Raw genomic sequence first — 25,334 nt, forward strand, 5'->3', positions numbered from 1 at the left:
TATACCTATACCCAAGTGACTTCAAGGTGCAGAATTCAGAGCTATCATCCAAACCTTTAGGCAAGAAAGATTGGCGAAGGAATGTAAGCACCTTTCAAACCAATCTGACGCGGCATAAAGGTTTGGATGAAGCTCCCGAAGGGCAAGTTAAAACAAGTTTTATTCTTGCTGAAACTCGCACCTTGAAGTTACTTGGGTATAAATCACTAGTTACAACTCATTTAACCCTAATACATCTTGCATGGTATAGAAGCCTGATGATTGCTTTTCTAACCAAACAGCCGCTTTAATTGCACCATTAGCAAAAGTCATACGATCAGTCGCTTTATGAGTGATCTCAACTCGCTCACCAATATCTGCAAACATCGCAGTATGTTCACCGATAATATCGCCTGCACGAATCGTTGCGAAACCAATTTCATCTTTGGTCCTTTCACCGGTAATCCCTTCACGAGCATAAACCGCAACATCACTGAGTTTGTTCCCCATCGCACCAGCAATTGCTTCTCCCATACCTAAAGCGGTACCAGATGGTGCATCTACTTTATGGCGGTGATGAGCTTCTATTACTTCAATATCACAGTAATCTCCCATCACTGTGGCAGCTTTCTCTAAAAGCTTGAACATTAGGTTAACACCAACACTATAATTGGGTGCCATCACGATGGCGATTTCCTGAGCGGCTTGATCGATAAGCTGCTTTTCTTCTTCAGAGAAGCCAGTCGTACCAATCACAATTTTTTTGCCATGTAATTTACAAAGTTCGATATTAGCTAACGTGCTGCTAGGCGCCGTGAAGTCAACAATCACATCAAAGCTCGAAATAGACTTTGATAAATCATCAACCAATGCAACGGAAAACTGCCCTTCACCACAAAGTTCACCAATATCAACGCCGATTAATGATGATTCAGGTCTTTCAGAACCGGCTCCGACTTGAGCGTTTGGATTTAAGTGGGTAGCTTTTACTAAGTTTCGGCCCATTCGACCTGCTGCGCCTGCAATCGCAATACGAACCATTGCATCTATCTCCTTTGATGATTTTGTTACAAGGAATGTAGCTTTTTTAGAAAAGAATGGGAAGAAGAAAAGCGAAAAGCAGACGCGAGGTTCGGGGACGTTTCACTCGGGATCTAAGAAGACTGTTGCGTGTTGCGTGTTGCGTGTTGCGTGTTGCGTGAAGAAGACTACTCTGAGCTGAAGCAACTGACAACAAATTAAAATTGCTGTGTTTTATAGATAATGTACAGCGTGATGCTTTTTACTCGCAACACGAAGCGAAGCGCTCTCGGAGCTCGTAACAAAAAAACGGGCCCCAAATGGGACCCGTTTTATCTATGAGAACGCAGCGTGCGTTACTTCTTAGCCAGCTTCTCTTTGATACGAGCTGACTTACCAGAACGCTCACGTAGGTAGTACAACTTGGCACGACGTACTGCACCACGACGCTTAACTTCAATGCTATCAACCATTGGAGAGTGAGTTTGGAAAGCACGCTCAACGCCTTCACCGTTCGAGATTTTACGAACTGTAAATGCAGAGTGAAGACCACGGTTACGCTTAGCGATAACTACGCCTTCGAATGCCTGTAGACGCTCACGGTCGCCTTCTTTAACTTTAACCTGAACTACAACAGTGTCACCTGGTGCAAATGCAGGGATGTCTTGTTTCATTTGCTCTTCTTCAAGAGCTTTGATGATATTACTCATGTGTCTATTTCCTAGATTAAACTGATACTAAATTTATTAGGCTAGTTGCTTCTATCTTTTTTCAAAGACCGCTGCTCACTTATGAACTGCGCCAGCAATTGTTCCTGTTCGTCAGTCAGAGCTAGGTTTTCCAGAAGCTCTGGTCTTCTAAGCCAAGTACGGCCTAGCGATTGCTTTAACCGCCAGCGACGAATGTCCTCGTGATTTCCAGAAGTCAGTACACTTGGCACCGTTTTCTGATTTAACAATTCAGGACGTGTGTAGTGTGGACAATCTAACAAGCCATTGGCAAAAGAATCTTCTTCTGCTGACGCAAAATCTCCAAGTACGCCCGGAACAAACCGAGACACTGAATCAATTAACGTCATGGCTGGGATTTCCCCACCCGTCATTACAAAATCTCCTATTGACCATTCTTCATCAACATAAGATTCGATAATACGCTCATCTACTCCTTCGTAGCGGCCACAAATCAGAATCAAGTTCTCATTGGTTGCCAATTCTTCAACTCCTTGCTGGTCGAGTTTACGACCTTGGGGAGATAAGTAGATTACTTTCGCCTTACCCGGTGAAGCTTGCTTGGCTGCATTAATGGCATCGCTCAAAGGCTGAACCATCATCAACATGCCAGGGCCACCACCGTAAGGTCTATCATCAACAGTGCGATGCTTATCATGAGTGAAATCACGAGGATTCCATGACTCTAATGATAAAAGACCTTTTTTAACCGCTTGACCAGTAACACCATAATCAGATACGGCTCGGAACATGTCGGGAAACAGGCTAATTATGCCAATCCACATTGTGTTTCTCGCTTATCTAGTTAGGTGTCTAGAATCCAGGATCCCAGTCAACTTCGATCCGTTGAGCTGTGCGATCAACGTTTTTGATCACTTGCTCTTCAAGGAACGGAATTAATCGTTCCTTTTGGCCAAAAGCATCTTTTAAGTTCGCTTTTACTACTAGAACATCATTCGAGCCCGTTTCCATCAAATCAGTCACTTCACCTAGGTGATAGCCTTGAGTTGTGTAAACTTGCATACCGAACAACTCACGCCAGTAGAATTCTTCTTCTGACAGTTCAGGTAGTGCGATTGGATCAATCAAGATTTCAACGTTGGCGTACAATTGTGCGTCTTCGCGAACATCTATGCCTTCAAGCTTACAAACATAACCATTATTATGGCGTTTCCAGCTTTCAACTTTATATTGAACCAATTGACCCTTTTGTTTAATAAACCAAGGGCTGTACTCAAAAATACTTTCAGCGTTGTCGGTATAGGAAAAAACTTTAAGCCAACCACGAATGCCGTAAGAAGAACCAAGCTTACCTACAACGATTTTTTCGTTTTGTTGTTCACTCATTGTTTTTACCTTCAACCTTTACAACTACTAATGTGCTAATAATTAAGCCGCTTTTTGAGCGTCTTTAACTAGTTTAGCAACACGGTCAGATACAGATGCGCCTTGACCAACCCAGTGGTTAACGCGATCTAGGTCTAAACGTAGACCTTCTTCTTGACCTTGAGCTGTAGGGTTAAAGAAACCTACGTTTTCAATGTAGCGACCAGTTGCTGCACAACGGCTGTCAGCTACAACGATTTGATAAAATGGACGCTTTTTAGCGCCGTGACGTGCCAAACGAATGGTTACCATGTCGTCCTCTTTTGCTTTCTCAATAATTAAATTAGCCCCAAACCTTGTTTCTGCACTCACAATGTGAGGATAAAAACGACTTGGGGCCTCGTGCCAAAATAAAGCCCCCGAATTTTACTCTTATTCAGAGTCAATGCAAGGGCTTTATATCAAAGTAACTTCAATATTGGTGAAGTTTCACTCAGCATTTAAGTGTGACAGAGTTAACACTTCATGTCACGGAGCGCATTTGGATGAAATAAATTAACGACCAAAACCTCCAAAGCCACCCATGCCGCCACCGCCGCCACCCATCATGCCTTGCATGTTACGCATCATGCCTTTCATTCCACCTTTCTGCATTTTTTTCATCATTTTCTGCATTTGGGTAAATTGTTTTAGCATGCGGTTAACGTCTTGAACTTGAGTGCCCGAACCGGCAGCGATACGTTTTTTACGTGAGCCTTTAATAAGTTCAGGATGTTCACGCTCTTTCATGGTCATCGAATTAATCATCGCTTCCATTTGCGTGAACATTTTATCATCGACTTGATCTTTTACATTGGCAGGTAAGTTACCCATACCTGGCAATTTATTCATCATGCCGGCCATGCCACCCATGTTTTTCATTTGGCCAAGTTGCTCGCGGAAATCTTCTAAGTCAAAGCCTTTCTTCTGCTTGAACTTCTTCGCCATTTTTTCGGCTTTGGCTTTATCAACATTCTTTTCTAGATCTTCAATAAGAGACAGAACATCGCCCATACCTAGAATTCGTGAAGCAACACGATCTGGATGGAAAGCTTCTAATGCATCGGTTTTCTCACCGACACCCAAGAACTTGATTGGCTTACCTGTAATATGACGAACTGACAGTGCAGCACCACCACGAGCATCACCATCAACTTTAGTTAGGATTACACCTGTTAATGGTAAAGCATCACCAAATGCTTTTGCGGTATTCGCAGCATCTTGACCTGTCATTGCATCAACAACAAATAAGGTTTCTACTGGCTTGATCGCTTGATGAAGGTCTTTAATTTCAGACATCATTTCTTCATCTACCGCTAAACGACCAGCAGTATCAAGAATCACAACGTCATAGAATTTCTTCTTCGCATGATCGATGGCAGCGTTGGCTATATCGATAGGCTTTTGGTCTGCACTTGATGGGAAGAAGTCAGTTCCTACTTCGGTCGCTAAAGTTTCAAGCTGTTTGATCGCAGCAGGACGATAAACGTCGGCAGACACCACCAGCACTTTTTTCTTATCGCGCTCGGTTAATAATTTTGATAATTTACCAACACTGGTGGTTTTACCCGCACCTTGTAAGCCTGCCATTAAAATGACAGCAGGTGGTTGGGCCGCAAGATTTAGTGCTTCGTTCGATTCACCCATCACTGACTCAAGTTCAGCTTGAACGATCTTAATAAACTCTTGGCCTGGGGTTAGAGATTTAGAAACCTCAATACCAACAGCACGCTCTTTTACTTGTTTTACGAAATCACGAACAACAGGAAGAGCAACATCCGCTTCAAGCAACGCCATACGGACTTCGCGTAAAGTATCTTTGATGTTATCTTCTGTTAAGCGCCCTTTACCACTAATATTTTTCAGCGTACCGGACAGTCTTTCGGTTAAATTATCAAACATGATTCTGCCTAATTAAACATAAGTTTTATTGAAAAAGCGGAATGAAGACACTGATGATTCAGGGATATTTCAGCTTTTTACTCTATAGTACTAGACAGTATAACGATGCAAGCTCGATGTTTCACTGACTTTCCTATTCTTGGCTATTTTTTCTTCAGTGATAGGGGGTAATTATCTCGTTTAAAATGATAGTATCCTTATTGAGTCTGACTATATACCCGCACCACCCATAAGAGTTATAATCACCTATCTGATGGATTTTTTTAATGAGTAATATGGAAAACTTGCTTTCAATCATTGCTGTTGTTTTATATTTTGCGGCGACTTGCATGATCGTCCCGGGGCTAGTGCACCGCTCTGGCATCAGAATTAAACTGGTATTTAGTTTAGCTATTCTCGCCATCGCTACTCACGGCTGGCTAATTAGCGATCTCATTTTTAACCCTAACGGGCAAAATATGAGTATTCTCAATGTCGCATCTTTAATTGGATTTATTATTTGTTTGGTACTGACAGTTTCGATGTGGAAAACACGTCTTTGGTTTTTATTGCCTGTCGTTTATAGCTTTGCTGCAATTAACCTGTGCGCTGCAAACTTTTTGCCAAGCACCTTCATGACCCATTTTGAAGGAAAAATTGAATTACTGATTCATATCACCATTGCACTATTTGCTTATTCAACACTTACCATCGGAGCTCTATTTGCTCTGCAATTGGCGTGGCTTGATCATCAGCTAAAAAGCAAAAAGTCATTGGTCATTAACCCTAACCTCCCTCCTTTAATGATGGTGGAAAGGCATCTTTTCAAGGTAATACTCATTGGTACGGTATTATTAACAGCAACACTTGTTACTGGAGCTATCTACACTGAAGGTATGTTCTCTTCACCCAATGCTCATAAAAGTGTCCTATCCTTTATTGCTTGGGTTTTATACTGCATTTTATTATGGGGTCATTACCAACAAGGCTGGCGAGGTAAGAGAGTACTTTGGTTATCTATTAGCGGTACTAGCCTACTCACACTTGCCTACTTCGGCAGCCGTTTTGTAAGAGAAATAATTTTAAACTAATTTGTTATCTCTTAATTATCCTTACCTATTGACAGGGTAATAAGATTTAGTCATAACTGCTAACCTCAAATTGTCACGTAGATGATTTGTATCTAATTATAATAATCAAAGGAAAACCTAGGTTTGGGTGAAATATCGACGGGGCTGTTGTTTGCCCTACTTGCAATACTTATTCTCATTTCTGCTTACTTCTCTAGCTCAGAGACTGGCATGATGTCGTTAAACCGTTACCGTTTACGCCATCTTGCAAATCAAGGACACAAAGGTGCTAAACGAGTTGAGTCTCTACTAGAACGACCAGATCGCCTAATTGGCCTAATCTTAATTGGTAACAACCTAGTCAACATTCTTGCTTCAGCCATTGCAACCATTATAGGGATGCGTTTATACGGTGATTATGGGGTAGCAATTGCAACAGGTGCACTCACCTTAGTTATTCTGGTGTTCGCCGAAATAACGCCAAAAACTTTGGCCGCGCTTTATCCAGAAAAAGTATCTTATACAAGCAGTATTTTACTTCGTATATTAATGAAGGTGCTGTCACCGCTCGTGATTCTTGTCAACTTCATCACCAATGGTTTATTACGTTTATTAGGTGTAAGAGCAGAAGACTCAACGGGCGATCCTCTTAGTTCTGAAGAGCTCCGTACCGTAGTAAATGAAGCAGGTAGCCTTATCCCTCGTCGCCACCAAGATATGTTGATCTCCATCTTAGATTTAGAACATGTCACCGTGAACGATATTATGGTTCCTCGTAACGAAATCACTGGCATCGACATTAATGATGACTGGAAGTCGATTGTTCGCCAACTTACTCACTCAGCTCACGGTCGAGTCGTTCTATACCGAGATCAAATTGATGAAGTGGTTGGAATGCTTCGCTTGCGTAAAGCTTATCGCTTAATGCTTGAAAAAAATGAGTTTAATAAAGAAACTTTACTGCGCGCTGCCGATGAAGTGTACTTCATTCCCGAAGCCACACCACTTAACGTTCAGCTATTAAAATTCCAGCGTAATAAAGAACGCATTGGAATGATTGTTGATGAGTATGGCGATATTATCGGTTTAATTACCTTAGAAGATATCCTTGAAGAGATCGTTGGTGAGTTTACCACCTCTATGTCTCCAAGCCTTGCCGATGAAATCACACCACAAAGCGATGGCAGTTACCTGATTGAAGGGAGTGCTAATATCCGTGATATCAATAAAGGCTTGAATTGGAAACTACCTACCGATGGCCCTAGAACGTTAAATGGTTTAGTTCTGGAGCATTTAGAAGATATTCCTGAAAGCTACCTCAGTATTGAAGTGGCGAATCATAAAATGGAATTAATCGAAATTGCTGAGAATAAGATCAAATTAGTCAAGGTCTACCCTTCGAAGAAGAAGCCGAAGAAGGTGCATTAACGTTTCTCGGAACTCGAGCGCTTCGCTTCTCGTTGCTCGAAGCTAGCTTACTCACTCTTCTGATATAAAAATAGCTCTTAATTTTTAACGTTAAGAGCTATTTTATTATCAAACCTGTGCTGTGCGAATAAACCTCTAGACTAGGAACTATCCTAATCTACTTTCAACTCTTGCAACATACTTTCAGGTAGGGCTAGCTCGTCATTTTTATTAACTTGAATGCCCGCTGCAATGATGTTTTTAGCGATCTCTTGAGCTTCATTCAAGGAGTGCATTGAATAAGTACCACATTGATATTCATTCAATTCAGGGATCTTATTTTGGTCTTCAACCTTTAATACATCATTCATCGCTGCAAGCCAAGCGTCTGCTACTTGTTGTTCACTCGGTGTACCAATCAAACTCATGTAGAAACCTGTGCGGCAACCCATTGGTGAAATATCGATAATTTCCACTTCACCACTATTTAAGTTAGCACGCATAAAACCTGCGTATAAATGCTCCAAAGTATGGATCCCTTTTTCAGATAAAATATCTTTGTTCGGAATACAAAAACGCAAATCAAAAACGGTAATAGTATCGCCTTTTGGGGTTTGCATGGTTTTGGCAACACGAACTGCTGGTGCGTTCATGCGAGTGTGGTCGACGGTGAAGCTATCTAATAAAGGCATTGGTAATTCTCCTAATTCTTTTCACACAATTGGTCCAATTAAAAAAACCAACTGCGGTTATCTTCCAGTTCAGCTTGGCACTTTTTCAACTGCCAGCCATAATTTTTTGCGGTTTGCTCTACTCGATGAGCGACTTTAATTAATGAAGGTTTATTCGCGTATGTCTTACGTTTAAACCCACCCCGGCCATCATGATAAGCAAGGTACTGGTTATAAGCATCCCATTTGGAAATACCTAGGCTCTTTTGAGAACCATCCATATACCATCCGATAAACATAATGGCATCGCCAAAGTCATCTCTTGAAGACCAAGAACTCACTTCATCTTGATATTCAGACCAGACAGGATCTTGGGCTTGCGCATAACCATAAGCACTACTGACTCTCCCCCAAGGAATAAAGCCTAAAAAGTAGTAACGTGGCGGCTTAGCATCACCTATAAAAGAGCTTTCTTGTTTCATAAATGCCATAGAAATTTGAATTGGTACACCGTACTCATCATTCATATCTAAGGCATCTTCATACCAATCGGGGTACTGACGAAAAATATCACAGATATTATTTTGATTATCTGGCGGTGGCGTTGCACAGCCAGATAATATTAGGATCATACTAAACAGTATGCTGGAGGATAATCCTCTCCCCCAATTCATGTTATGACTGACCTAAATAAGAAAAATAATCCGCAAGAAAATCATCAAAGCTTAATTGGTCAGCATTTTCCACCTCTTGCTGAGCCTGGCGAGAGCGAACAACTTCCGTTTCCATCATCTGTTGATTATAGACTTGATATTGATGCGCTAATAATTCATCTCGATATTGCTCACCAAGTTGGCAACCGACTTTACCAATACCGCCTGCTTGACGAATATTATTAAGTAAACGACCAGAAATAGTTAATTCAGGATCCTCGATCCATGAACTTAACGTTTGGCATACCGATTGGTAATCATTTCCACCATGTGCCTTATCCATTTCAACCGCAATCTCTTGTAACTGAGTAAACATTAATTTACCCCAGTGAACGAGAGTATTCGGCGCTTGGTCACAGCATAGTTTAAATTCTAATCCTGGCTTACGCCCCTCCAAGATGACATTATTCCAATTACTACGCCAACACTCTAAATCGCCTTCTTTCATTGGTGCAGACTCTTTTAAACCACACCAAGTGACAAATAAATCTAAAAATAAAACTTGCTCTTTATCCACCCCGACAGGGCTGAATGGATTAACGTCTAGTGAACGAACTTCAATATATTCAACTCCGCCACGTTTTAATGCTTCCGACGGTTTCTCTCCACCTTTGGCGACACGCTTAGGTCGAATTGGTGCATAGAGTTCATTTTCAATTTGCAAAACATTGCTATTAAGTTGACGGTGCTCGCCATCAACTTTCACACCGAGCTTAGCAAATCGCTCTGAAGGTTTATGCATAGCAGAGTTAAGCCCATCAAGGTACTCTTGCAAACTATTGAAACCAATATGCAAATCACTTTGAGCGCTATTGGTATAGCCTAGATCACTCAAACGTAGAGCCGTTGCGTAAGGTAAATACAACGTCTTACCTATCTTCTCAAAGTTCAGTCCAATTTCTCGACCTTGTAAGAATGAAGGGCATAATGCCGGTGAAGCACCAAATAGATACGGAATAATCCAGCCATAGCGGTAGTAATTACGAATTAAAGCAAAGTAGTCTTCTGATTTAGTATCCGCTCTTTGCTGTTCATTTTGTTTGCCATATAAGCTATCCCAATAGCTTTCTGGGAAAGAAAAATTAAAGTGCACGCCAGAAATAATTTGCATCAGACTTCCGTATCGGTGCTTCAAGCCTTGACGATATAAATTTTTCATTCGGCCAACATTCGATGTACCGTACTCTGCAAGCGGGATCTTATTCTCATCACTAACAAAACAAGGCATCGACATCGGCCACAACTTCTCATCACCCATTTTCGTCATGGTAAAGTGATGAACATCTTTGAGTTGCTGTAATAATACATCGACATCATTAGAAACCGGGGTAATGAATTCGAGTAAAGATTCAGAAAAGTCGGTGGTAATCCATTGATTGGTTAACGCCGAACCTAAAGTTTGAGGATGAGGTGTTAAGGCAAGGTGATCATTAAGATCATAACGTAACGCTTCACGCTCAATTCCGCGTCCAAATTGCTTAAACGTGTTTGGGTTACTAGCAACTTGCTCAAGGCGTGCAGAAAAGTCGGTCAAAATAGCACTCACTTATTGTGGTTTGCGATCCGAGTAGGATAATCATTCTGGAAAATAATTGCCATCAGGAAAACCTGACAGCAAAGAAAATAAAAGCTAGTTACACTCAGAAAACAATCCTTGATAACGAGCTATATATACCAATCAAAATAAGTAGCTGGGATAAATTAGCGCAGGAAAAAGGCTTGATAACAAGGCATAAAACTTCTGTTAGTAGTGGTTCTACATACACTTTTTTATAAACAGAAGTTATAACGCTATTAGCGAACTTTTTAACAAGCTAAGGTGGCCAGTTACTTATTACGATTGGTATCCTTTAACTTATGGGCACTAGCGCTTAACTTCAAGGTTTTGGACTGGGATTGCTAGTTTTTTCAATTCAGGCATTAACTTTTTAGCATCCCCCACCACAATAATTTGAAAATCTTGTGGCTGAAACCAAGTAGTGGCGGCTTTATCCAACGTAGCTTTATCAACAGTTTTCACTATTTCCGCTTTTTTATCGATAAAATCATCACTCAATGAGTAGTCTAAGATTGAATACAATAAATTGGCTTTCTGCCCAGGAGTTTCATATTTCAAGGCATCTTGTTGACCGACAGCTAGACGCATAAAAGCAAGCTCATCATCGGTCATACCGTCACGGCTGTAGCGCTTCAACTCTTTCAATAATTCTTGAATAGAGGCAGCGGTAGAGTCTGCTCGCACTTGAGCGCTATACAGCACTAAACCTGTTTCTTTAGTTCCATAAACTGCACCACCCGCACCATAGGTAAAGCCTTTGTCTTCACGCAAGTTTTGGTTGATTCGGCTATTAAAGTTACCACCTAAATTATAATTGGCTAGCTGGGTTAAATACATTTCCCCAGTTGCATCATAAGGCATACCAATACGTGCTAGTCGAACAACACTTTGTGGCGAATTAGGCTTATCCACTAAATAAATAGATTGCTTGGTTAGCGGAGAAAACTTGCCCACGCTTGGAATATGCACTTTTTTCCCAGTTAACTTACCTAAAAAGGTCAAAGCTTGTGATGCTTGCGATTGTTCAATTGCTCCAACGACTACCGCTTTCGCACCTACGGGTGTGTAATGGCTACGATAAAATTGTTGCACATCATTTAATGTTAAGCTCTTAAGTGAGTCGACACTGCCTTCTGCATCTCGGCTGAATAAGCTTCCTTTGTATAACACTTGCTTGGTTGCTTGTGATGCAAGCCACGATGGCTGCTGATGTGAATAAATTAACCCTTGAATAGTTTGGTTCTTCACGCGATCAAAGTCTTGCGGATTAAAGGCTGGTTTAAATAGCATTTCATCGGCAATTTTTAAGGTAGCATCAAGATTTTTAGTCAACGAGGTAATCACAATACTAGACTGATAACCACCGGACGAGAAACTCACACTACTACCTAGTTTATCTAACTCTTGTTGCAATTGCTCACTCGTGTGCTCTGTAGTGCCCTCTTGCAGCATTGCGGCAGTTAAACCGGCTAAACCTTCCTTACCCGACGGTACATAACGATTGCCAGCAGGAAAAGACACTTGAATAGCCACGGTTGGCGTTTCGGTCGTTGTTGTTCCAATAACTTGAATACCGTTGTCTAAATTAAAGCGATATAACTGTGGCATAGTACCGGAAACCGCTTGACCGACTTCTGGTACTAGTGAACGATCGAAGTTGTCTTTTGGTTGGCGGATCTCAAGTTGATCATCAGCAATTTTGGGATAGTCAGGCAGATCGCGCTTTGGCGGTGTAAAGGTTGGTTTTTTCACCTCAAGCTGAGTTTGGTTTTTCGGTACAACGCTGAGAACTACTTTATGCTTACCTCCAACAAATTGCTGATAAGCTTGTTCTACTGACTCCGGCGTCACATTCCGAATTTGCTCTAGCTCTGTCTGTAAGCGATCTGGTTGATTATAAAAAGTCTGGTTAGCAGCTAGTTGGGAGACTTTGCCACTTACACTTTGCAGAGCATAAATAGTGCCTGCCTCTGCTTGTCCAGTAATGGCATCTAGCTGTTCTTGTTTCACCCCTTCCGTTTTCACTTGTTCTAGCGCTTGATTTAATGCTTGATAGATAGGTGTTAAATCCCCTTTTTCACCAGAGTCGCCCATCGCATACACATATAAGGTACAAGATAACTCAGCGCAATCTTGGAAAGCTCCTGCATCTATAGCCACTTGGGTTTTCACTAAGTTTTGATACAAGATACTATTTTTACCATCGCCTAGAATAGCAGCTAGCGCATCAATTGACGCTTCTGAGTCAGCGCCTCGATACTGGGTTGGAAACGCCATCATCACCATCGGTTGGCGAATGCGGTCTTCTAGAGTAATAAAACGATCATTTGGTAAGCTTACTGGTTGCTTATCTGCATCGTTAACTTCTGGCCCTTTAGGAATCGTACCAAAATACTTATTAACCCAAGCGAGAGTCTGCGCTTCATCAATATCACCACCTATGGTCAATACTGCATTGTTAGGACCATACCAACGTAAAAAGAACGCTTTTAAATCATTTACATCAACACGGTCTAGATCTTCAACATAACCTATGGTTTGCCATGAATAAGGATGGTTTTTCGGATACAGAGCTTCGCCTATTCTTTCATACACTAGGCCATAAGGACGATTATCATAATTTTGTCCACGCTCGTTTTTCACCGTATCTCGTTGAATTTCGAATTTTCGCTGTGATACCGCATTAACTAAAAATCCCATACGATCCGATTCTAACCACAGCATTTTTTCTAGCTGGTTAGACGGTACCGTTTCAAAGTAGTTGGTGCGATCTCGGTTAGTCGTACCATTTAAACTGCCACCAGCTTCAGTAACGATCTTAAAGTGTTGCTGATCACCAACATGCTCTGAACCTTGAAACATCATATGCTCAAAGAAATGCGCAAAGCCTGAACGGCCAATTTTTTCGCGAGCAGAACCAACGTGATAGGTAACATCAACATGAACAAGTGGATCGGAATGATCGGGAGACAGAATAACCGTTAGGCCATTATCTAATTGATACTTGGAGTAAGGAATAGAGGCCTTATCTGGATCAGCAGGTTGCGATTCAATAAACTGAACACCTTGTGGCAAAGGTGGTGTTTTACTCCCCCATAGAGAACAACCAGACAAAATAAGTAGAGTTAAAACCAGTAACCAGTTTTTCATTTATATCAATCCCTTAAAAATCATCGCAAGACAAGCATAACGCAAGCCTTTACCAAGCATAATCGCTATGAAGCATAGCCATGGGTTCATTCTTAACCAACCTGCGGCAACACACAATGGGTCACCAATCACGGGTAACCAGCTCATTAATAACACCCAATAACCATAACGTTCAATCCAACGCTCTAGTTGTTGACCACGCTTTTGTCTTAATGTTCGGTTTGGCAGCAATAAGCCTAAATAATAATTGGTCATGCCTCCTAGTGTATTACCTAAGGTTGCCACCACAATGACACTATAGAGGGAAATATTATCTAACCTGAGTGCAGCATATAACGTTACTTCTGAACTACCCGGCAGCAAGGTAGCACTTAAAAAACCAGAGCTAAATAAAAACCATAGAGGATGCCCTGCAAGTAGCCCTTGCAAAGCTAAATAAAAATCAGACAACGAAAAGCCTAAGACTGCATATTCAATAAGATTTTGCCACGAGCTCGACCCGTTTCAATTTTTTTATGTGCCGTTACTACGTCTTGATAATTTAAAACTTGCTCAATCTCAACCTTGATCATACCTGCGCTGATCAATTTCACTAACTCTTCAAGCTGAGTGACATCCGGCTCTACTAGTATTCCCATACCAATAATCCCCATCTGAGAAGCGTGTTCACAAACACTCGATGCCGTAATGGTTGGAACAGTGATCACTCGACTCCCTGGGTGCAAATGCTTCATCGCTTGTATTGCCGTATCGCCACCAACCAGATCAATCAAAACATCAATATGACCGATTTCTTTGAGGCAATCAGTATTTGCGTAATCAAGCCCTGTAGCACCTAAAGAATTAACATATTCCAGGTTATCCGCACTGCATGTCGCATAAACTTTTGTTTTAGCAGCAACCGCAATTTGCACCGCAATATGACCGACACCACCAGCACCCGCTAAGATCACTACTGTTTCGCCTGATTGAATTTGAGCCTTTTCCAAGGCTTGTGCCGCGGTTTGACCAGCAAGAGGAATAGCTGCAGCTGCTTTTAGAGAAATATCTTCAGGTACTAGAGCCAGCTCACTTTCAGGCACGCATACATATTGGCTGTAACCACCTCCACGTAGTGGAAAACCAATAAAACCGGTAACCATGTCATTAAGATTAAATTTACGGCTTCCTTCACCCTGCTTTAATACAACACCAGAAATATCATAACCAGGAGTCCATGGTAGATTATTTTTATTGTGCTGAGCCGCCCAGCCTAGCCCTGCTCGGGTTTTTACATCGATAGGGTTTACACCAGCATATGAAACCTTAACTAATACCTCACCTTCTTGTGGTGAAGGTATATCGCTATCTAAAATTTCAAGTTGCTCTGGAGCACCGAATTGAGAAATTACAATCTTTGCATTTGAAGGCATGGGTTGTTGTCCTTTACGTTATGCCATCATTGATGACATCCACATTATTTTTACTTAACTGAAGTTATACCAAGCTAGACAATTAATAAACTGACATTGGTATACGCATATTATCCATACCCAAAGTAATTGGAGTTGCGGTGAGGCGACAAATGATTGGAGAGAATGAACGCCGTCAACAAAGCTGCAACTTCAAGTACAAAGGGTATGCGGGTAACTTTGATTAATTAAATATAAATTACCCTACTATTCATTCAACTAAAAGCAACTTAGAGTCCCTTTAGGGCAAAATGCAAAAAAGCCCCACACAAATGTGCAGGGCTTCAAAATATGGCGCGCTCGGAAGGATTCGAACCTTCGACCGCCTGGTTCGTAGCCAGGTACTCTATCCAGCTGAGCTACGAGCGCGCAAATTTTTTAGTACATCCAACATTATGTTAATTGAAATGGCGCGCTCGGAAGGATTCGAACCTTCGACCGCCTGGTTCGTAGCCAGGTACTCTATCCAGCTGAGCTACGAGCGCGCAGTATTTTCAATTATTCACAACATTCAATGTTTTGAATGATGGCGCGCTCGGAAGGATTCGAACCTTCGACCGCCTGGTTCGTAGCCAGGTACTCTATCCAGCTGAGCTACGAGCGCGCAAAGAATTTTTAAATTGTTCTACTTTTCAGTAGTTAAATCAAATAATGGCGCGCTCGGAAGGATTCGAACCTTCGACCGCCTGGTTCGTAGCCAGGTACTCTATCCAGCTGAGCTACGAGCGCGCAATGATTTGATCTCTAAAAGAGCACGTTGGGAAAACATTTCAGTTGCTAATCTAAAAGTTTCATCAACAAACAAATGGCGGTGAGGGAGGGATTCGAACCCTCGATGCGGCTACAAACCGCATACTCCCTTAGCAGGGGAGCGCCTTCGGCCTCTCGGCCACCTCACCGTCTTGCGGAGGCACATATTACGTTTTACCCAAAATATGTCAAACACTTTCTTGGCAAAAAAACCGAAAAAACGTTCAATAGGATAGTATTCAATCAAATCCGATAAAATATGACCTATTTATTATATTTTAACGATACTTATAAAAAATAAAGGCCAGCCATGCTGACCTTAACTACCACAATGCAAATTAAAAATTACCAGATGGCGCAGAAGTTGTACCTTTCTCCGCTTGAATTCGCATATAAATCTCTTCACGGTGAACCGATACTTCTTTTGGTGCATTAACACCAATACGTACCTGATTCCCCTTTACACCCAGAACGGTCACGGTGACTTCATCACCAATCATCAAAGTTTCACCAACTCGGCGAGTCAAAATTAGCATTGTCTACTCCTTGAGTAATCTCTATTTATTATTTCAATCATGCCATTATCCATGAAAAGTCATATCTAGGTAAATAAACTTCATGGCAAAACATATATTTTTAAGTAATTTGATGCCAATGATTGTTAAATGCTCCACTCTAGTAAGTTAAGCATAAAAAAAATCTATGTTGACACTCATTCCATTTACACAATCAATTAAAATTAAGGGCTTAGCGACCATTAAATCACAATTTTATGATCCAACCGAAATTTTAATTTAGTATAAGCTGACTAGACAGTTTAAGCCACAGTCGTTACGTTTCTGTTTATTTCGATAGTGTTATCCCTTTCTTACCGAAAAGGTTTATTCTCAAGTTATTTATACCCAAGTAACTTCAAGATGCGAGTTTCAGCAAGAATAAAACAAGCTTTAGGCAAGACAAATTGAATATGATCATAGTTATTCTATCTCTGTTCAATTTAACGCCGCATAAAGCTTGTTTTAACTTGCCCTTCGGGAGCTTCATCCAAACCTTTATACAGCGTCAGATTGGTTTGAAAGGTAGCTACATTCCGTCGCCAATCTTCCTTGCCAAAAGGTTTGGATGATAGCTCTGAATCCTGCATCTTGAAGTCACTTGGGTATAGATATATCAAAACTATCGTATATTTTGTCATCAAATCATAAAAAAGGCGACGTATTAACGTCGCCTTTAATACACATTTAATTTTTATTAATTAAAGCTTTTCAGTTATCCAAGCTTCAGCAGCACTCATCGCATCTGGTAGTGCAGCAGCGTCTGTACCACCTGCTTGTGCCATATCTGGACGACCACCACCTTTACCGCCAACTTGTTGAGCAACAAAGTTAACCAATTCACCAGCCTTAACTTGGCCAGTTAAATCCTTCGTCACGCCTGCAATTAAGCCAACTTTATCATCAGCCACATTACCTAATAAGATAATACCGCTACCGATTTGGTTTTTAAGCTCATCAACCATACCACGTAGTGCTTTGTTATCGGCACCATCTAATTGGCTGAGTAATACCTTAATACCTGAGATTTCTTTAACTTGGTTAATCAAGCTCGCTCCCGCTTGTGAAGCTAGCTTGTCTTTAAGCTGTTGAATTTCTTTTTCTAATTGCTTCGCTTTCGCTTGGCTTTCAGAGATCTTTTGCTCATATTGCCCATTTTGTGCTTCAATCGCATCCAGTGCAGCTTCACCGGTTACCGCTTCAATACGACGAATACCAGCTGCAATACCACTTTCAGATGTAATCTTGAATAAGCCAATATCACCGGTATTTGAAGCATGAATACCACCACACAGTTCCGTTGAGAAATCACCCATTGATAATACGCGAACTTCATCATCGTACTTCTCACCAAACAAGGCCATTGCACCTTTTTGTTTGGCAGACTCGATATCCATGATATTCGTTTCAACAACATGGTTGCGACGTACTTGTTGGTTCACCAAACGCTCAACTTCACGTAATTCTGTAGTAGTTACCGCTTCAAGATGTGAAAAGTCAAAACGTAAGTTCTCTGCTCGTACTAAAGAGCCTTTTTGCGTCACGTGCTCACCCAGTACTTTACGTAGTGCTGCGTGTAATAAGTGAGTTGCTGAGTGATTTAAAGTAATAGCATTGCGACGCTCTGCATCAACTTGAGCAGTAGTCTTATCTGATTTCGCCATTACACCTTCAAGCAACTTGCCGTGATGCGCGATAGCATTACCGAGCTTTTGAGTATCTTGTACTTCAAATAAGCCTGAATCGGTTTTAAGAGTACCAGCATCACCACATTGACCACCCGATTCTGCATAGAAAGGTGTTTCACCCAAAATAATGATGGCTTCGGTACCGGCACTGATACTATCAACCTCTTCGCCTTCAACGAAAATTTCACTAATTGAGCTTTCACCGGTTACACCGCTATAACCGCAAAAGTCAGTGTCAACATCTGTTTTAATCACTTTATTGTAATCAGTACCAAATTGACCCGCTTCACGCGCACGTTGACGCTGAACTTCCATCGCTTTTTCAAAGCCATCTTCATCAATCTCGACATTACGTTCGCGCGCCACATCATTGGTCAAATCTGCTGGGAAGCCGTAAGTATCGTAAAGTTTAAATACCGTTTCGCCATCAAGCACTTTCTCACCTTGCTGTGAGTCGATTGCATCAATCGCTTCATTTAAAATTGTCATACCGCGATCTAGAGTACGGGCAAAGTTTTCTTCTTCAATACGCAATACCTTTTCAACTACAGGCTGCTGTTTTTTCAGCTCGTCACCAGCGGTTCCCATTACCTCGGCCAATTTACCCACTAGTTTATAGAAGAAAGTACCTTGAGCGCCAAGCTTGTTACCGTGACGTACTGCACGACGGATAATACGGCGAAGTACATAACCGCGACCTTCATTAGATGGCATTACACCGTCAACGATCAAGAATGAACATGAACGAATATGATCTGCCACTACTCGTAATGATTGATTGTCGAGATCTTCTGTACCGATCACTTCTGCTGCAGCTTTGATCAATGTTTGGAATACGTCGATTTCATAATTCGAGTGCACGCCTTGCATGATGGCAGAGATACGCTCGATTCCCATGCCCGTATCAACAGAAGGCTTAGGAAGCGGCTCCATTGTACCGTCAGCATGGCGGTTAAATTGCATGAAGACGTTGTTCCAGATCTCGATAAAACGGTCACCGTCTTCTTCAGGTGTCCCCGGACGTCCGCCCCAAATATGCTCACCGTGATCATAGAAGATTTCTGTACAAGGACCACAAGGACCCGTGTCACCCATTTGCCAGAAATTATCTGACTCGTAAGCTTTACCACCCTTTTTATCCCCAATGCGTACGATACGATCAGCTGGAATACCTATTTCTTTATTCCAAATTTCAAACGCTTCATCATCGGTTTCGTAAACAGTAACCAATAACTTTTCTTTCGGAAGTTGTAATACTTCAGTTAAGAATTCCCACGCATAAGCAATTGCATCATGCTTGAAGTAGTCACCAAAGCTGAAGTTACCTAGCATTTCAAAAAAGGTATGGTGACGCGCAGTAAAACCAACATTTTCTAAATCGTTATGCTTACCACCAGCACGTACACAGCGTTGAGCGGTTGTTGCACGGGTATAGTTGCGTTTTTCTGCACCTAGAAAACAATCTTTAAATTGGTTCATCCCTGCATTGGTAAATAGCAAGGTTGGATCATTAGCTGGAACTAATGAAGAACTATCAACAATTTGGTGTCCTTTACTTTCAAAGAACGATAGGAACGCGCGGCGAACCTCATCTGTGCTCATGTACATGCAATTCTTCCGGAAATATTCGAGGTATAATTGTCGGCCATTGTAATGGATGACGACTCGTTAGTAAAACAAGTTGCTGTAGGGGTTTATTGATTATTTGAGAGTATTGAGTGGGTATATGCAAAAGCGATTAATCTTCATCATCAAAACTCGATAAAGCATATTGTATTTGGTCAAAGTCAAAGCCACGATATTGCAAAAAACGGACCTGTTTAGCGTAAGCTTTTTGATCGACAGCTTTTTGGCCTTTAAACTTTTTTTCCGCCGTTTCTTTTGCCAGTTCAAACCAATCTTGTGGCTCTTCATCAAACGCTAACTCAATAGTATGGTCAGCAACTTGCTTCATTGACAACTCTTGTTGAATTCGACGCTTACCGTGACCTTTGTAAACATGCTGCCTAACTTGGCTTTTTGCATAGCGAAGGTCATCCATCCAACCATTAGAGATGCAATACTCTAGTGCTTGATTAATTTCTTGCTCTTCAAACTCTTTTAACATTAACTTTTGCTTTAATTCAAACTCTCCATGATCTCGTCGACTAAGCAACTGCACGGCAACTTCTCGCGCTGAGAGTTTCATTTTTTTTCGATACATGGAAAACCATCTAAATTAAGAACTAGGTCTTTGTCACAAAGATATACCCGAAGTAATTGGAGTTGCAGTAAGGCGAGAAGTGAATGAGACCCCACAAGTTTCGCTTGTCTAAATGATTAGGGTGAATGAACACCGTCAACAAAGCTGCAGCTTCAAGTACTATGGGTATAGGTAATAAAAAGCCCTACGCAACTGGTAGGGCTCAATTTTATCTATCGGTTAAATCGGTAAATTAAAACTCATCACCAGATTCAACTTCAGCAGCTTCTTGTAGTTCTTCTTCTGCAACCACAGGTGCTAATAGCATTTCACGAAGTTTAGTATCAATTTCTTGTGCAATCGCTGGATTTTCACGTAAGTAGTTGCAAGAGTTTGCTTTACCTTGGCCAATTTTATCACCTTGGTAGCTGTACCATGCGCCTGCTTTCTCTACTAACTTGTTTTTCACACCTAGGTCGATTAACTCACCTTCACGGTTAAAGCCTTTACCATAAAGAATTTGTGTTTCAGCTTGTTTAAACGGTGCCGCAATCTTGTTCTTAACAACCTTAATACGTGTTTCGTTACCAACCACTTCGTCACCATCTTTTATCGCACCAGTACGGCGGATATCAAGACGAACAGAGGCGTAGAATTTTAATGCATTACCACCAGTTGTGGTTTCAGGTGAACCAAACATCACACCAATCTTCATACGAATTTGGTTAATGAAGATACACATACAGTTAGATTGTTTTAGATTACCTGTAAGTTTACGCATTGCTTGAGAAAGCATACGCGCTTGAAGCCCCATGTGGCTATCGCCCATTTCACCTTCAATTTCTGCTTTCGGAGTTAATGCTGCTACAGAATCGACAACCAAAACGTCAATCGCACCAGAGCGTGCTAACGCATCACAGATTTCAAGCGCTTGCTCACCAGTATCTGGCTGAGAAACTAATAACTCATCGATATTTACGCCTAATTTCTTCGCGTAAATTGGGTCTAGTGCATGCTCCGCATCAACGAATGCACAGGTTTTGCCCGAGCGTTGCGCAGCCGCAATTAATTCTAAGGTTAATGTTGTTTTACCAGAACTTTCAGGACCGTATACTTCTACAATACGTCCCATTGGTAAACCACCCGCACCCAATGCGATATCCAAAGCAAGAGAACCTGTAGAAATAGTTTCTACGTCCATAGTGCGGTTGTCACCCAATTTCATAATTGAGCCTTTACCAAATTGTTTTTCGATTTGGCCAAGTGCCGCTGCTAGAGCCTTTTGTTTGTTCTCGTCCATTCTAATTCCACCTATCAGATGCGTTAAACTTGTTCTTGTAAAGATGGGGTCATTATACTGTTTGTTTGTACAGTGTCCACACCTGTGTATGATTTTTTTACTTTTAAATCTTTTACAACGAATTTATTCCGTTTTGTCCAGCATATCTTCTAAATGTTCTAATGCATGCCAACAAGCTTGTAGCCGAACTTCCTCACGATTACCACTAAAATGCATGGTTTCGATTTCGAGCTCGCCTTGTGAATTCGCCCAGCCAAAGCAAACCGTACCAACCGGCTTTTCATCACTACCACCAGAAGGCCCTGCGATACCACTCACCGATATCGAAAATGTCCCCCTTGAATGTTGCAAAGCACCAAGTGCCATTTCTTTAACTGTCTGCTCACTAACCGCACCATGTTCTAACAAAGTAGTTTCGGAAACATCCAACATTTCCATTTTAGCTTCATTACTATAAGTGACAAAGGCACGATCAAACCAGGAAGAACTTCCAGAGGCATCAGTTATTGCCGTTGCGATTCCTCCACCCGTGCATGATTCAGCGGTCACTAATACTTGCGATTGCTGCTTTAGCTTAATGCCAACTCGTTTACTAAGAATATGTAATTCCGATAAATTCATGCTCAGCTCTCTTTTCTTTGTCATTCATTTTTGTGACGTTACTTAACTTTTTTGTTGTAATTCATTGTTAGAAATCACACCTAGATAATTTAACAACTCTTTCACAATAAGTTTCACTCTATACTCAATCAGTTGTCTTTATAACGAGAAAGGGAAGTGACCATGTTAAAGAAATTTGCTAAACAAACCCTAGTCGCAGTATCACTTGCGGTTTCAATCCCCGTTTTTGCAGCTAGCTATACAATAGGAACCGGTAGCCAGAGCGGTACATACTACCCACTTGGAGGCATTTTAGCCAAAATCTGGAGTGAGAATATTGATGATTTTGATATGCGCGCCGAAGTGACCGCTGCATCAGTTGAAAACACTATCAAGGTTGCAACGGGTAAACAACTCGTTGGTATTGCTCAAGGTAACGTGGTTCTACAAGCCAATGAAGGGGTAAAACCATTCCCAAGAAAGATGGATGTCTCAGTTCTGTTTGCACTTTATCCAAATGCGGTTCAGTTTATGGTGCCAGCTGACTCTGATATTCACTCAATTAGCGATCTAAAAGGTAAACGTATTTCTCTAGGTGCACCAGGTTCGGGTACACGCGTTAGTTCAGTCAATATTTTAAGTACACTAGGTATTAATGAGAGTGACGTAAAACCTCAATCACTAAACTATACAGCGACAACCAATGCGCTCGCCAATGGTCAAATTGATGCTGGCGTGATCGTAGGTAGCTTAGGAGTTGGTGCGATTACTGAATTAGCGCTAACACGTAATATTCGTATTTTGTCTTTTAGCGAAGATGACATGCAAAAGATCATTGCTGCCAACCCATCTTATCAACCATTAGAGGCGCCAGCTGAAACCTATAAAAACGTACCGGCATTTACTACACCAGCAGTATGGAATGTTCTGGTCGTAAATAAGAATATGCCACAAGAACAAGCTTATGAAATGACTAAAGTCGCGTTTGATAACATGAAGAAAATTCGCCAAGTGGTTGGTGTCACTAAATTCACAACACTTGAGAATATGAACAAACTATCCGGCATTGCACTACACCCTGGTGCACAGCAATACCTTGACGAGCAAATGAAAAAATAACTCTACCTTGGTATTTGAAGCGGCATGTTGCTATTGCCGCTTATTTATTCACTATACCCAAGTGAATTCAAGGTGCATGTTTCAGCAACTTGAAGTCACTTGGGTATATAACCCTGTTTTTTCATACGGAGTTTGAAATGACACAATCCAAACCGCTTAGCCAAACCGTCACTGATGGGTTTGTCTATTTTGCTGCGGCGGTCGCTGTTGGCTTATCTGTTTTTCAAGTATGGCAAGGTCTTCAACCCACTTTATCTGCTCCTATTTTTCGACCTATTCACTTAGCTTGGATCCTAACTTTAGCTTTCTTACTCTACCCACTGCTCAAACCCGACAATAAACCGATTGGGCTTTATTTATGCTCACGTCTGATTGATATTGTGTTCATTGTGGCGACTTGCTGGGCCACTTATCAAATCAGTATTTTTGACTACGATGACATCAGCTTTTTACTGGATGGCTTACAACCAATCGACCAACTCGCGGGCGTGATTTTAATCGTCGCACTTTTAGAAGCCACTCGCCGTACCGTAGGTTTTGTTATGGTGTTTATCGCGGGGTTATTTTTAGCCTACGCTTTCTTTGGCGACGCCCTACCAGCAGGTGTTGCTAGTAAAGGTTTTTCACTTGAAGAAGTGATCCGCTTTCATATTTTCTCTACCAATGGTGTATTCGGTGCCCCACTTGCGATTGCCGCTGGGGTCGTGTTTATGTTTGTATTATTTGGCGCATTTTTACAGGTTACTGGGGCTGGGCAATTTTTTATTGATGCCGCCTTTGCAATTGCTGGAAAATACAGAGGTGGTCCGGCCAAGGCGAGTGTTTTGGCTTCCGCTGCACTCGGTTCAATTTCGGGATCTGCGATTGCCAATACTGTAACAACCGGTGCTTTAACTATTCCCATGATGAAAAAACTCGGCTATAAACCGGAGCAAGCAGCCGGCATAGAAGCGGCGGCATCAACGGGTGGGCAAATAATGCCACCAGTGATGGGAGCTGGTGCATTTGTGATGGCGCAATTTACCGGCATTCCATACAGCGACATTTTATTGGTTTCGATTGCCCCTGCGATTCTATACTTTGTAAGCACCCTGCTTTATGTGCACTTAATGGCCTGCAGACTTGGACTTCAAGGTATGAGTGTCACAGATAAAATCGGCGTGGTAATGAAAAATGGCTGGCATTTCTTAGTACCTCTGGTCTTCATTACTACCTTGTTATTGATGAGCTACTCACCAGTGTTAGTTGGCATCGCTGGATGTGCCGCGATTTTAGTGGCGGCGATGTTAAGAAAACACAGTCGTATTACTTTCCCTGTTTTTCTGCAAGGCCTCAAAGAAGGCGCTATTTCGGCAGTTCCGATTTCAATTGCCTGTGCCACTGCAGGAATTGTCGTTGGTGTGGTTGGTCAAACGGGTATAGGGTTGCAATTTACTCAGTTCTTAATTGCTTTATCTGGCGGCTACTTATGGTCTGCATTAGGTTTAATCGCAATTGCCGCGGTGATCTTAGGGATGGGACTTCCTGTAACCGCAGCTTATATCGTATTGTCTGTGATGGCGGTACCTGCGCTCAATGATTTTGGTTTAGGACTATTAACCGCACACATGATCGTATTTTGGTTATCCCAAACCTCCAACGTCACTCCTCCTATTGCATTAGCCGCTTTTGCGGGAGCAGGAATTGCTGGAGCCTCGCCAATGAAGTCTGCCATTCAAGCATTCAAACTGGCGCAAGGCTTCTTTATTATTCCAGCAATGATGGCTTTCTCTGGCTTAATTTGGCTTGATGGTGAACTCACTCACTTTTTTATTGGCGTAATCACCACATTAGGTCTGATCTTTGCTTTTGCTGGAGGGATCGAGGGACGCTTAGCTAAACCATTAAATGCTATTGAACGTAGTTTATTACTGATTCTTGCACTAGGAATCTTATTTACCGACGATATTTATCGCTTAGCTTGTATTGCTTTGGTCGCGGTAATTATGCTGCTCAATGCCAAGCGAATAGAGCCAACCCTGTCTTAAACTAGGTATAAAAACGATAAAACAAACAATACTGGCCCATTTCAACTCGAACTGGGCCATTTTCATTGCTTTCTATGGATATGAAAAATATCATGTTCGGCTATTACTTATTCCCAAAGTT

General features: G+C 41.6%; 21 protein-coding genes and 5 tRNA genes. 4 read left to right on the forward strand and 22 right to left on the reverse strand.

Annotation, left to right across the window (positions count from 1 at the left end; all coding sequences use genetic code 11):
* Positions 1 to 210 precede the first annotated feature (210 nt).
* The 6 genes from dapB to ffh all read right to left on the reverse strand — a co-directional run bounded on the left by dapB (position 211) and on the right by ffh (position 4,994).
* A complete protein-coding gene (gene dapB / locus QQJ93_RS09590) occupies positions 211 to 1,020 on the reverse strand; it encodes a 4-hydroxy-tetrahydrodipicolinate reductase (RefSeq protein WP_089122420.1) in 810 nt (269 codons plus the stop codon).
* A 335-nt stretch (positions 1,021 to 1,355) separates the two neighbouring features.
* Complete coding sequence (gene rplS / locus QQJ93_RS09595; protein WP_027697614.1) at positions 1,356 to 1,709, reverse strand: 50S ribosomal protein L19; 354 nt, start codon at positions 1,707 to 1,709, stop codon at positions 1,356 to 1,358.
* A gap of 41 nt (positions 1,710 to 1,750) precedes the next feature.
* Positions 1,751 to 2,512, reverse strand: a complete 762-nt coding sequence (gene trmD / locus QQJ93_RS09600) for a tRNA (guanosine(37)-N1)-methyltransferase TrmD (protein WP_089122419.1) — start codon at positions 2,510 to 2,512, stop codon at positions 1,751 to 1,753.
* A 28-nt stretch (positions 2,513 to 2,540) separates the two neighbouring features.
* Positions 2,541 to 3,074, reverse strand: coding sequence for a ribosome maturation factor RimM (gene rimM, locus QQJ93_RS09605; protein ID WP_089122418.1), 534 nt, complete (start codon positions 3,072 to 3,074; stop codon positions 2,541 to 2,543).
* A gap of 42 nt (positions 3,075 to 3,116) precedes the next feature.
* On the reverse strand, positions 3,117 to 3,365 hold the full coding sequence (gene rpsP / locus QQJ93_RS09610; RefSeq protein WP_027697617.1) for a 30S ribosomal protein S16: 249 nt from the start codon (positions 3,363 to 3,365) through the stop codon (positions 3,117 to 3,119).
* A 243-nt stretch (positions 3,366 to 3,608) separates the two neighbouring features.
* Complete coding sequence (gene ffh / locus QQJ93_RS09615; protein WP_089122417.1) at positions 3,609 to 4,994, reverse strand: signal recognition particle protein; 1,386 nt, start codon at positions 4,992 to 4,994, stop codon at positions 3,609 to 3,611.
* Between the two features lie 275 nt (positions 4,995 to 5,269).
* Here ffh and QQJ93_RS09620 point away from each other — a divergent pair, with 275 nt between their 5' ends.
* Complete coding sequence (locus QQJ93_RS09620; protein ID WP_089123544.1) at positions 5,270 to 6,064, forward strand: cytochrome C assembly family protein; 795 nt, start codon at positions 5,270 to 5,272, stop codon at positions 6,062 to 6,064.
* A 123-nt stretch (positions 6,065 to 6,187) separates the two neighbouring features.
* Positions 6,188 to 7,471 carry an HlyC/CorC family transporter gene (locus tag QQJ93_RS09625; protein WP_089122416.1) on the forward strand — a complete coding sequence of 428 codons (1,284 nt, stop codon included), beginning with the start codon at positions 6,188 to 6,190 and terminating at the stop codon, positions 7,469 to 7,471.
* Positions 7,472 to 7,623: 152 nt separating this feature from the next.
* Here the strand turns inward: QQJ93_RS09625 and luxS are convergent, their stop codons facing one another.
* From luxS to pncC, 16 genes are all read right to left on the reverse strand, one after another.
* Entirely contained in the window at positions 7,624 to 8,142 is a 519-nt protein-coding gene (luxS, locus tag QQJ93_RS09630) for an S-ribosylhomocysteine lyase (protein ID WP_089122415.1), read from the reverse strand.
* Between the two features lie 38 nt (positions 8,143 to 8,180).
* Entirely contained in the window at positions 8,181 to 8,753 is a 573-nt protein-coding gene (locus QQJ93_RS09635) for a transglycosylase SLT domain-containing protein (RefSeq protein ID WP_244943660.1), read from the reverse strand.
* 43 nt (positions 8,754 to 8,796) lie between these two features.
* Positions 8,797 to 10,368: a glutamate--cysteine ligase gene (gene gshA / locus QQJ93_RS09640; protein WP_089123543.1), complete on the reverse strand. Its 1,572-nt coding sequence runs from the start codon at positions 10,366 to 10,368 to the stop codon at positions 8,797 to 8,799.
* 330 nt (positions 10,369 to 10,698) lie between these two features.
* Positions 10,699 to 13,542 (reverse strand): M16 family metallopeptidase, encoded by a 2,844-nt coding sequence (locus QQJ93_RS09645; protein ID WP_089122413.1) that lies wholly within the window; start codon positions 13,540 to 13,542, stop codon positions 10,699 to 10,701.
* A complete protein-coding gene (locus QQJ93_RS09650; RefSeq protein ID WP_089122412.1) occupies positions 13,543 to 13,992 on the reverse strand; it encodes a YqaA family protein in 450 nt (149 codons plus the stop codon).
* An 8-nt stretch (positions 13,993 to 14,000) separates the two neighbouring features.
* Positions 14,001 to 14,954, reverse strand: coding sequence for an NADP-dependent oxidoreductase (locus tag QQJ93_RS09655; protein WP_089122411.1), 954 nt, complete (start codon positions 14,952 to 14,954; stop codon positions 14,001 to 14,003).
* Between the two features lie 331 nt (positions 14,955 to 15,285).
* Positions 15,286 to 15,362 (reverse strand) — tRNA-Arg (locus tag QQJ93_RS09660).
* Between the two features lie 39 nt (positions 15,363 to 15,401).
* Positions 15,402 to 15,478 (reverse strand) — tRNA-Arg (locus tag QQJ93_RS09665).
* Between the two features lie 42 nt (positions 15,479 to 15,520).
* Positions 15,521 to 15,597, reverse strand: a tRNA-Arg gene (locus QQJ93_RS09670).
* Positions 15,598 to 15,645: 48 nt separating this feature from the next.
* Positions 15,646 to 15,722 (reverse strand) — tRNA-Arg (locus QQJ93_RS09675).
* A 77-nt stretch (positions 15,723 to 15,799) separates the two neighbouring features.
* A tRNA-Ser gene (locus QQJ93_RS09680) sits at positions 15,800 to 15,892 on the reverse strand.
* A gap of 189 nt (positions 15,893 to 16,081) precedes the next feature.
* Positions 16,082 to 16,279, reverse strand: a complete 198-nt coding sequence (csrA, locus tag QQJ93_RS09685) for a carbon storage regulator CsrA (protein ID WP_089122410.1) — start codon at positions 16,277 to 16,279, stop codon at positions 16,082 to 16,084.
* A 719-nt stretch (positions 16,280 to 16,998) separates the two neighbouring features.
* Positions 16,999 to 19,593 carry an alanine--tRNA ligase gene (gene alaS / locus QQJ93_RS09690; protein ID WP_089122408.1) on the reverse strand — a complete coding sequence of 865 codons (2,595 nt, stop codon included), beginning with the start codon at positions 19,591 to 19,593 and terminating at the stop codon, positions 16,999 to 17,001.
* A 130-nt stretch (positions 19,594 to 19,723) separates the two neighbouring features.
* On the reverse strand, positions 19,724 to 20,188 hold the full coding sequence (recX, locus tag QQJ93_RS09695) for a recombination regulator RecX (protein WP_089122407.1): 465 nt from the start codon (positions 20,186 to 20,188) through the stop codon (positions 19,724 to 19,726).
* Positions 20,189 to 20,420: 232 nt separating this feature from the next.
* Positions 20,421 to 21,467 carry a recombinase RecA gene (gene recA, locus QQJ93_RS09700; protein ID WP_089122406.1) on the reverse strand — a complete coding sequence of 349 codons (1,047 nt, stop codon included), beginning with the start codon at positions 21,465 to 21,467 and terminating at the stop codon, positions 20,421 to 20,423.
* Positions 21,468 to 21,590: 123 nt separating this feature from the next.
* Entirely contained in the window at positions 21,591 to 22,088 is a 498-nt protein-coding gene (gene pncC, locus QQJ93_RS09705; protein WP_089122405.1) for a nicotinamide-nucleotide amidase, read from the reverse strand.
* A 162-nt stretch (positions 22,089 to 22,250) separates the two neighbouring features.
* On the opposite strand from pncC, the gene QQJ93_RS09710 reads away from it, so the two are divergent.
* Together QQJ93_RS09710 and QQJ93_RS09715 are read left to right on the forward strand one after the other, a co-directional pair.
* Entirely contained in the window at positions 22,251 to 23,186 is a 936-nt protein-coding gene (locus QQJ93_RS09710; RefSeq protein WP_089122404.1) for a TAXI family TRAP transporter solute-binding subunit, read from the forward strand.
* A 137-nt stretch (positions 23,187 to 23,323) separates the two neighbouring features.
* A complete protein-coding gene (locus QQJ93_RS09715) occupies positions 23,324 to 25,213 on the forward strand; it encodes a TRAP transporter permease (protein WP_089122403.1) in 1,890 nt (629 codons plus the stop codon).
* The last annotated feature ends 121 nt before the right edge of the window (positions 25,214 to 25,334 follow it).

The sequence above is a fragment of the Vibrio algivorus genome (assembly GCF_030161215.1).
GTDB lineage: Bacteria > Pseudomonadota > Gammaproteobacteria > Enterobacterales > Vibrionaceae > Vibrio > Vibrio algivorus.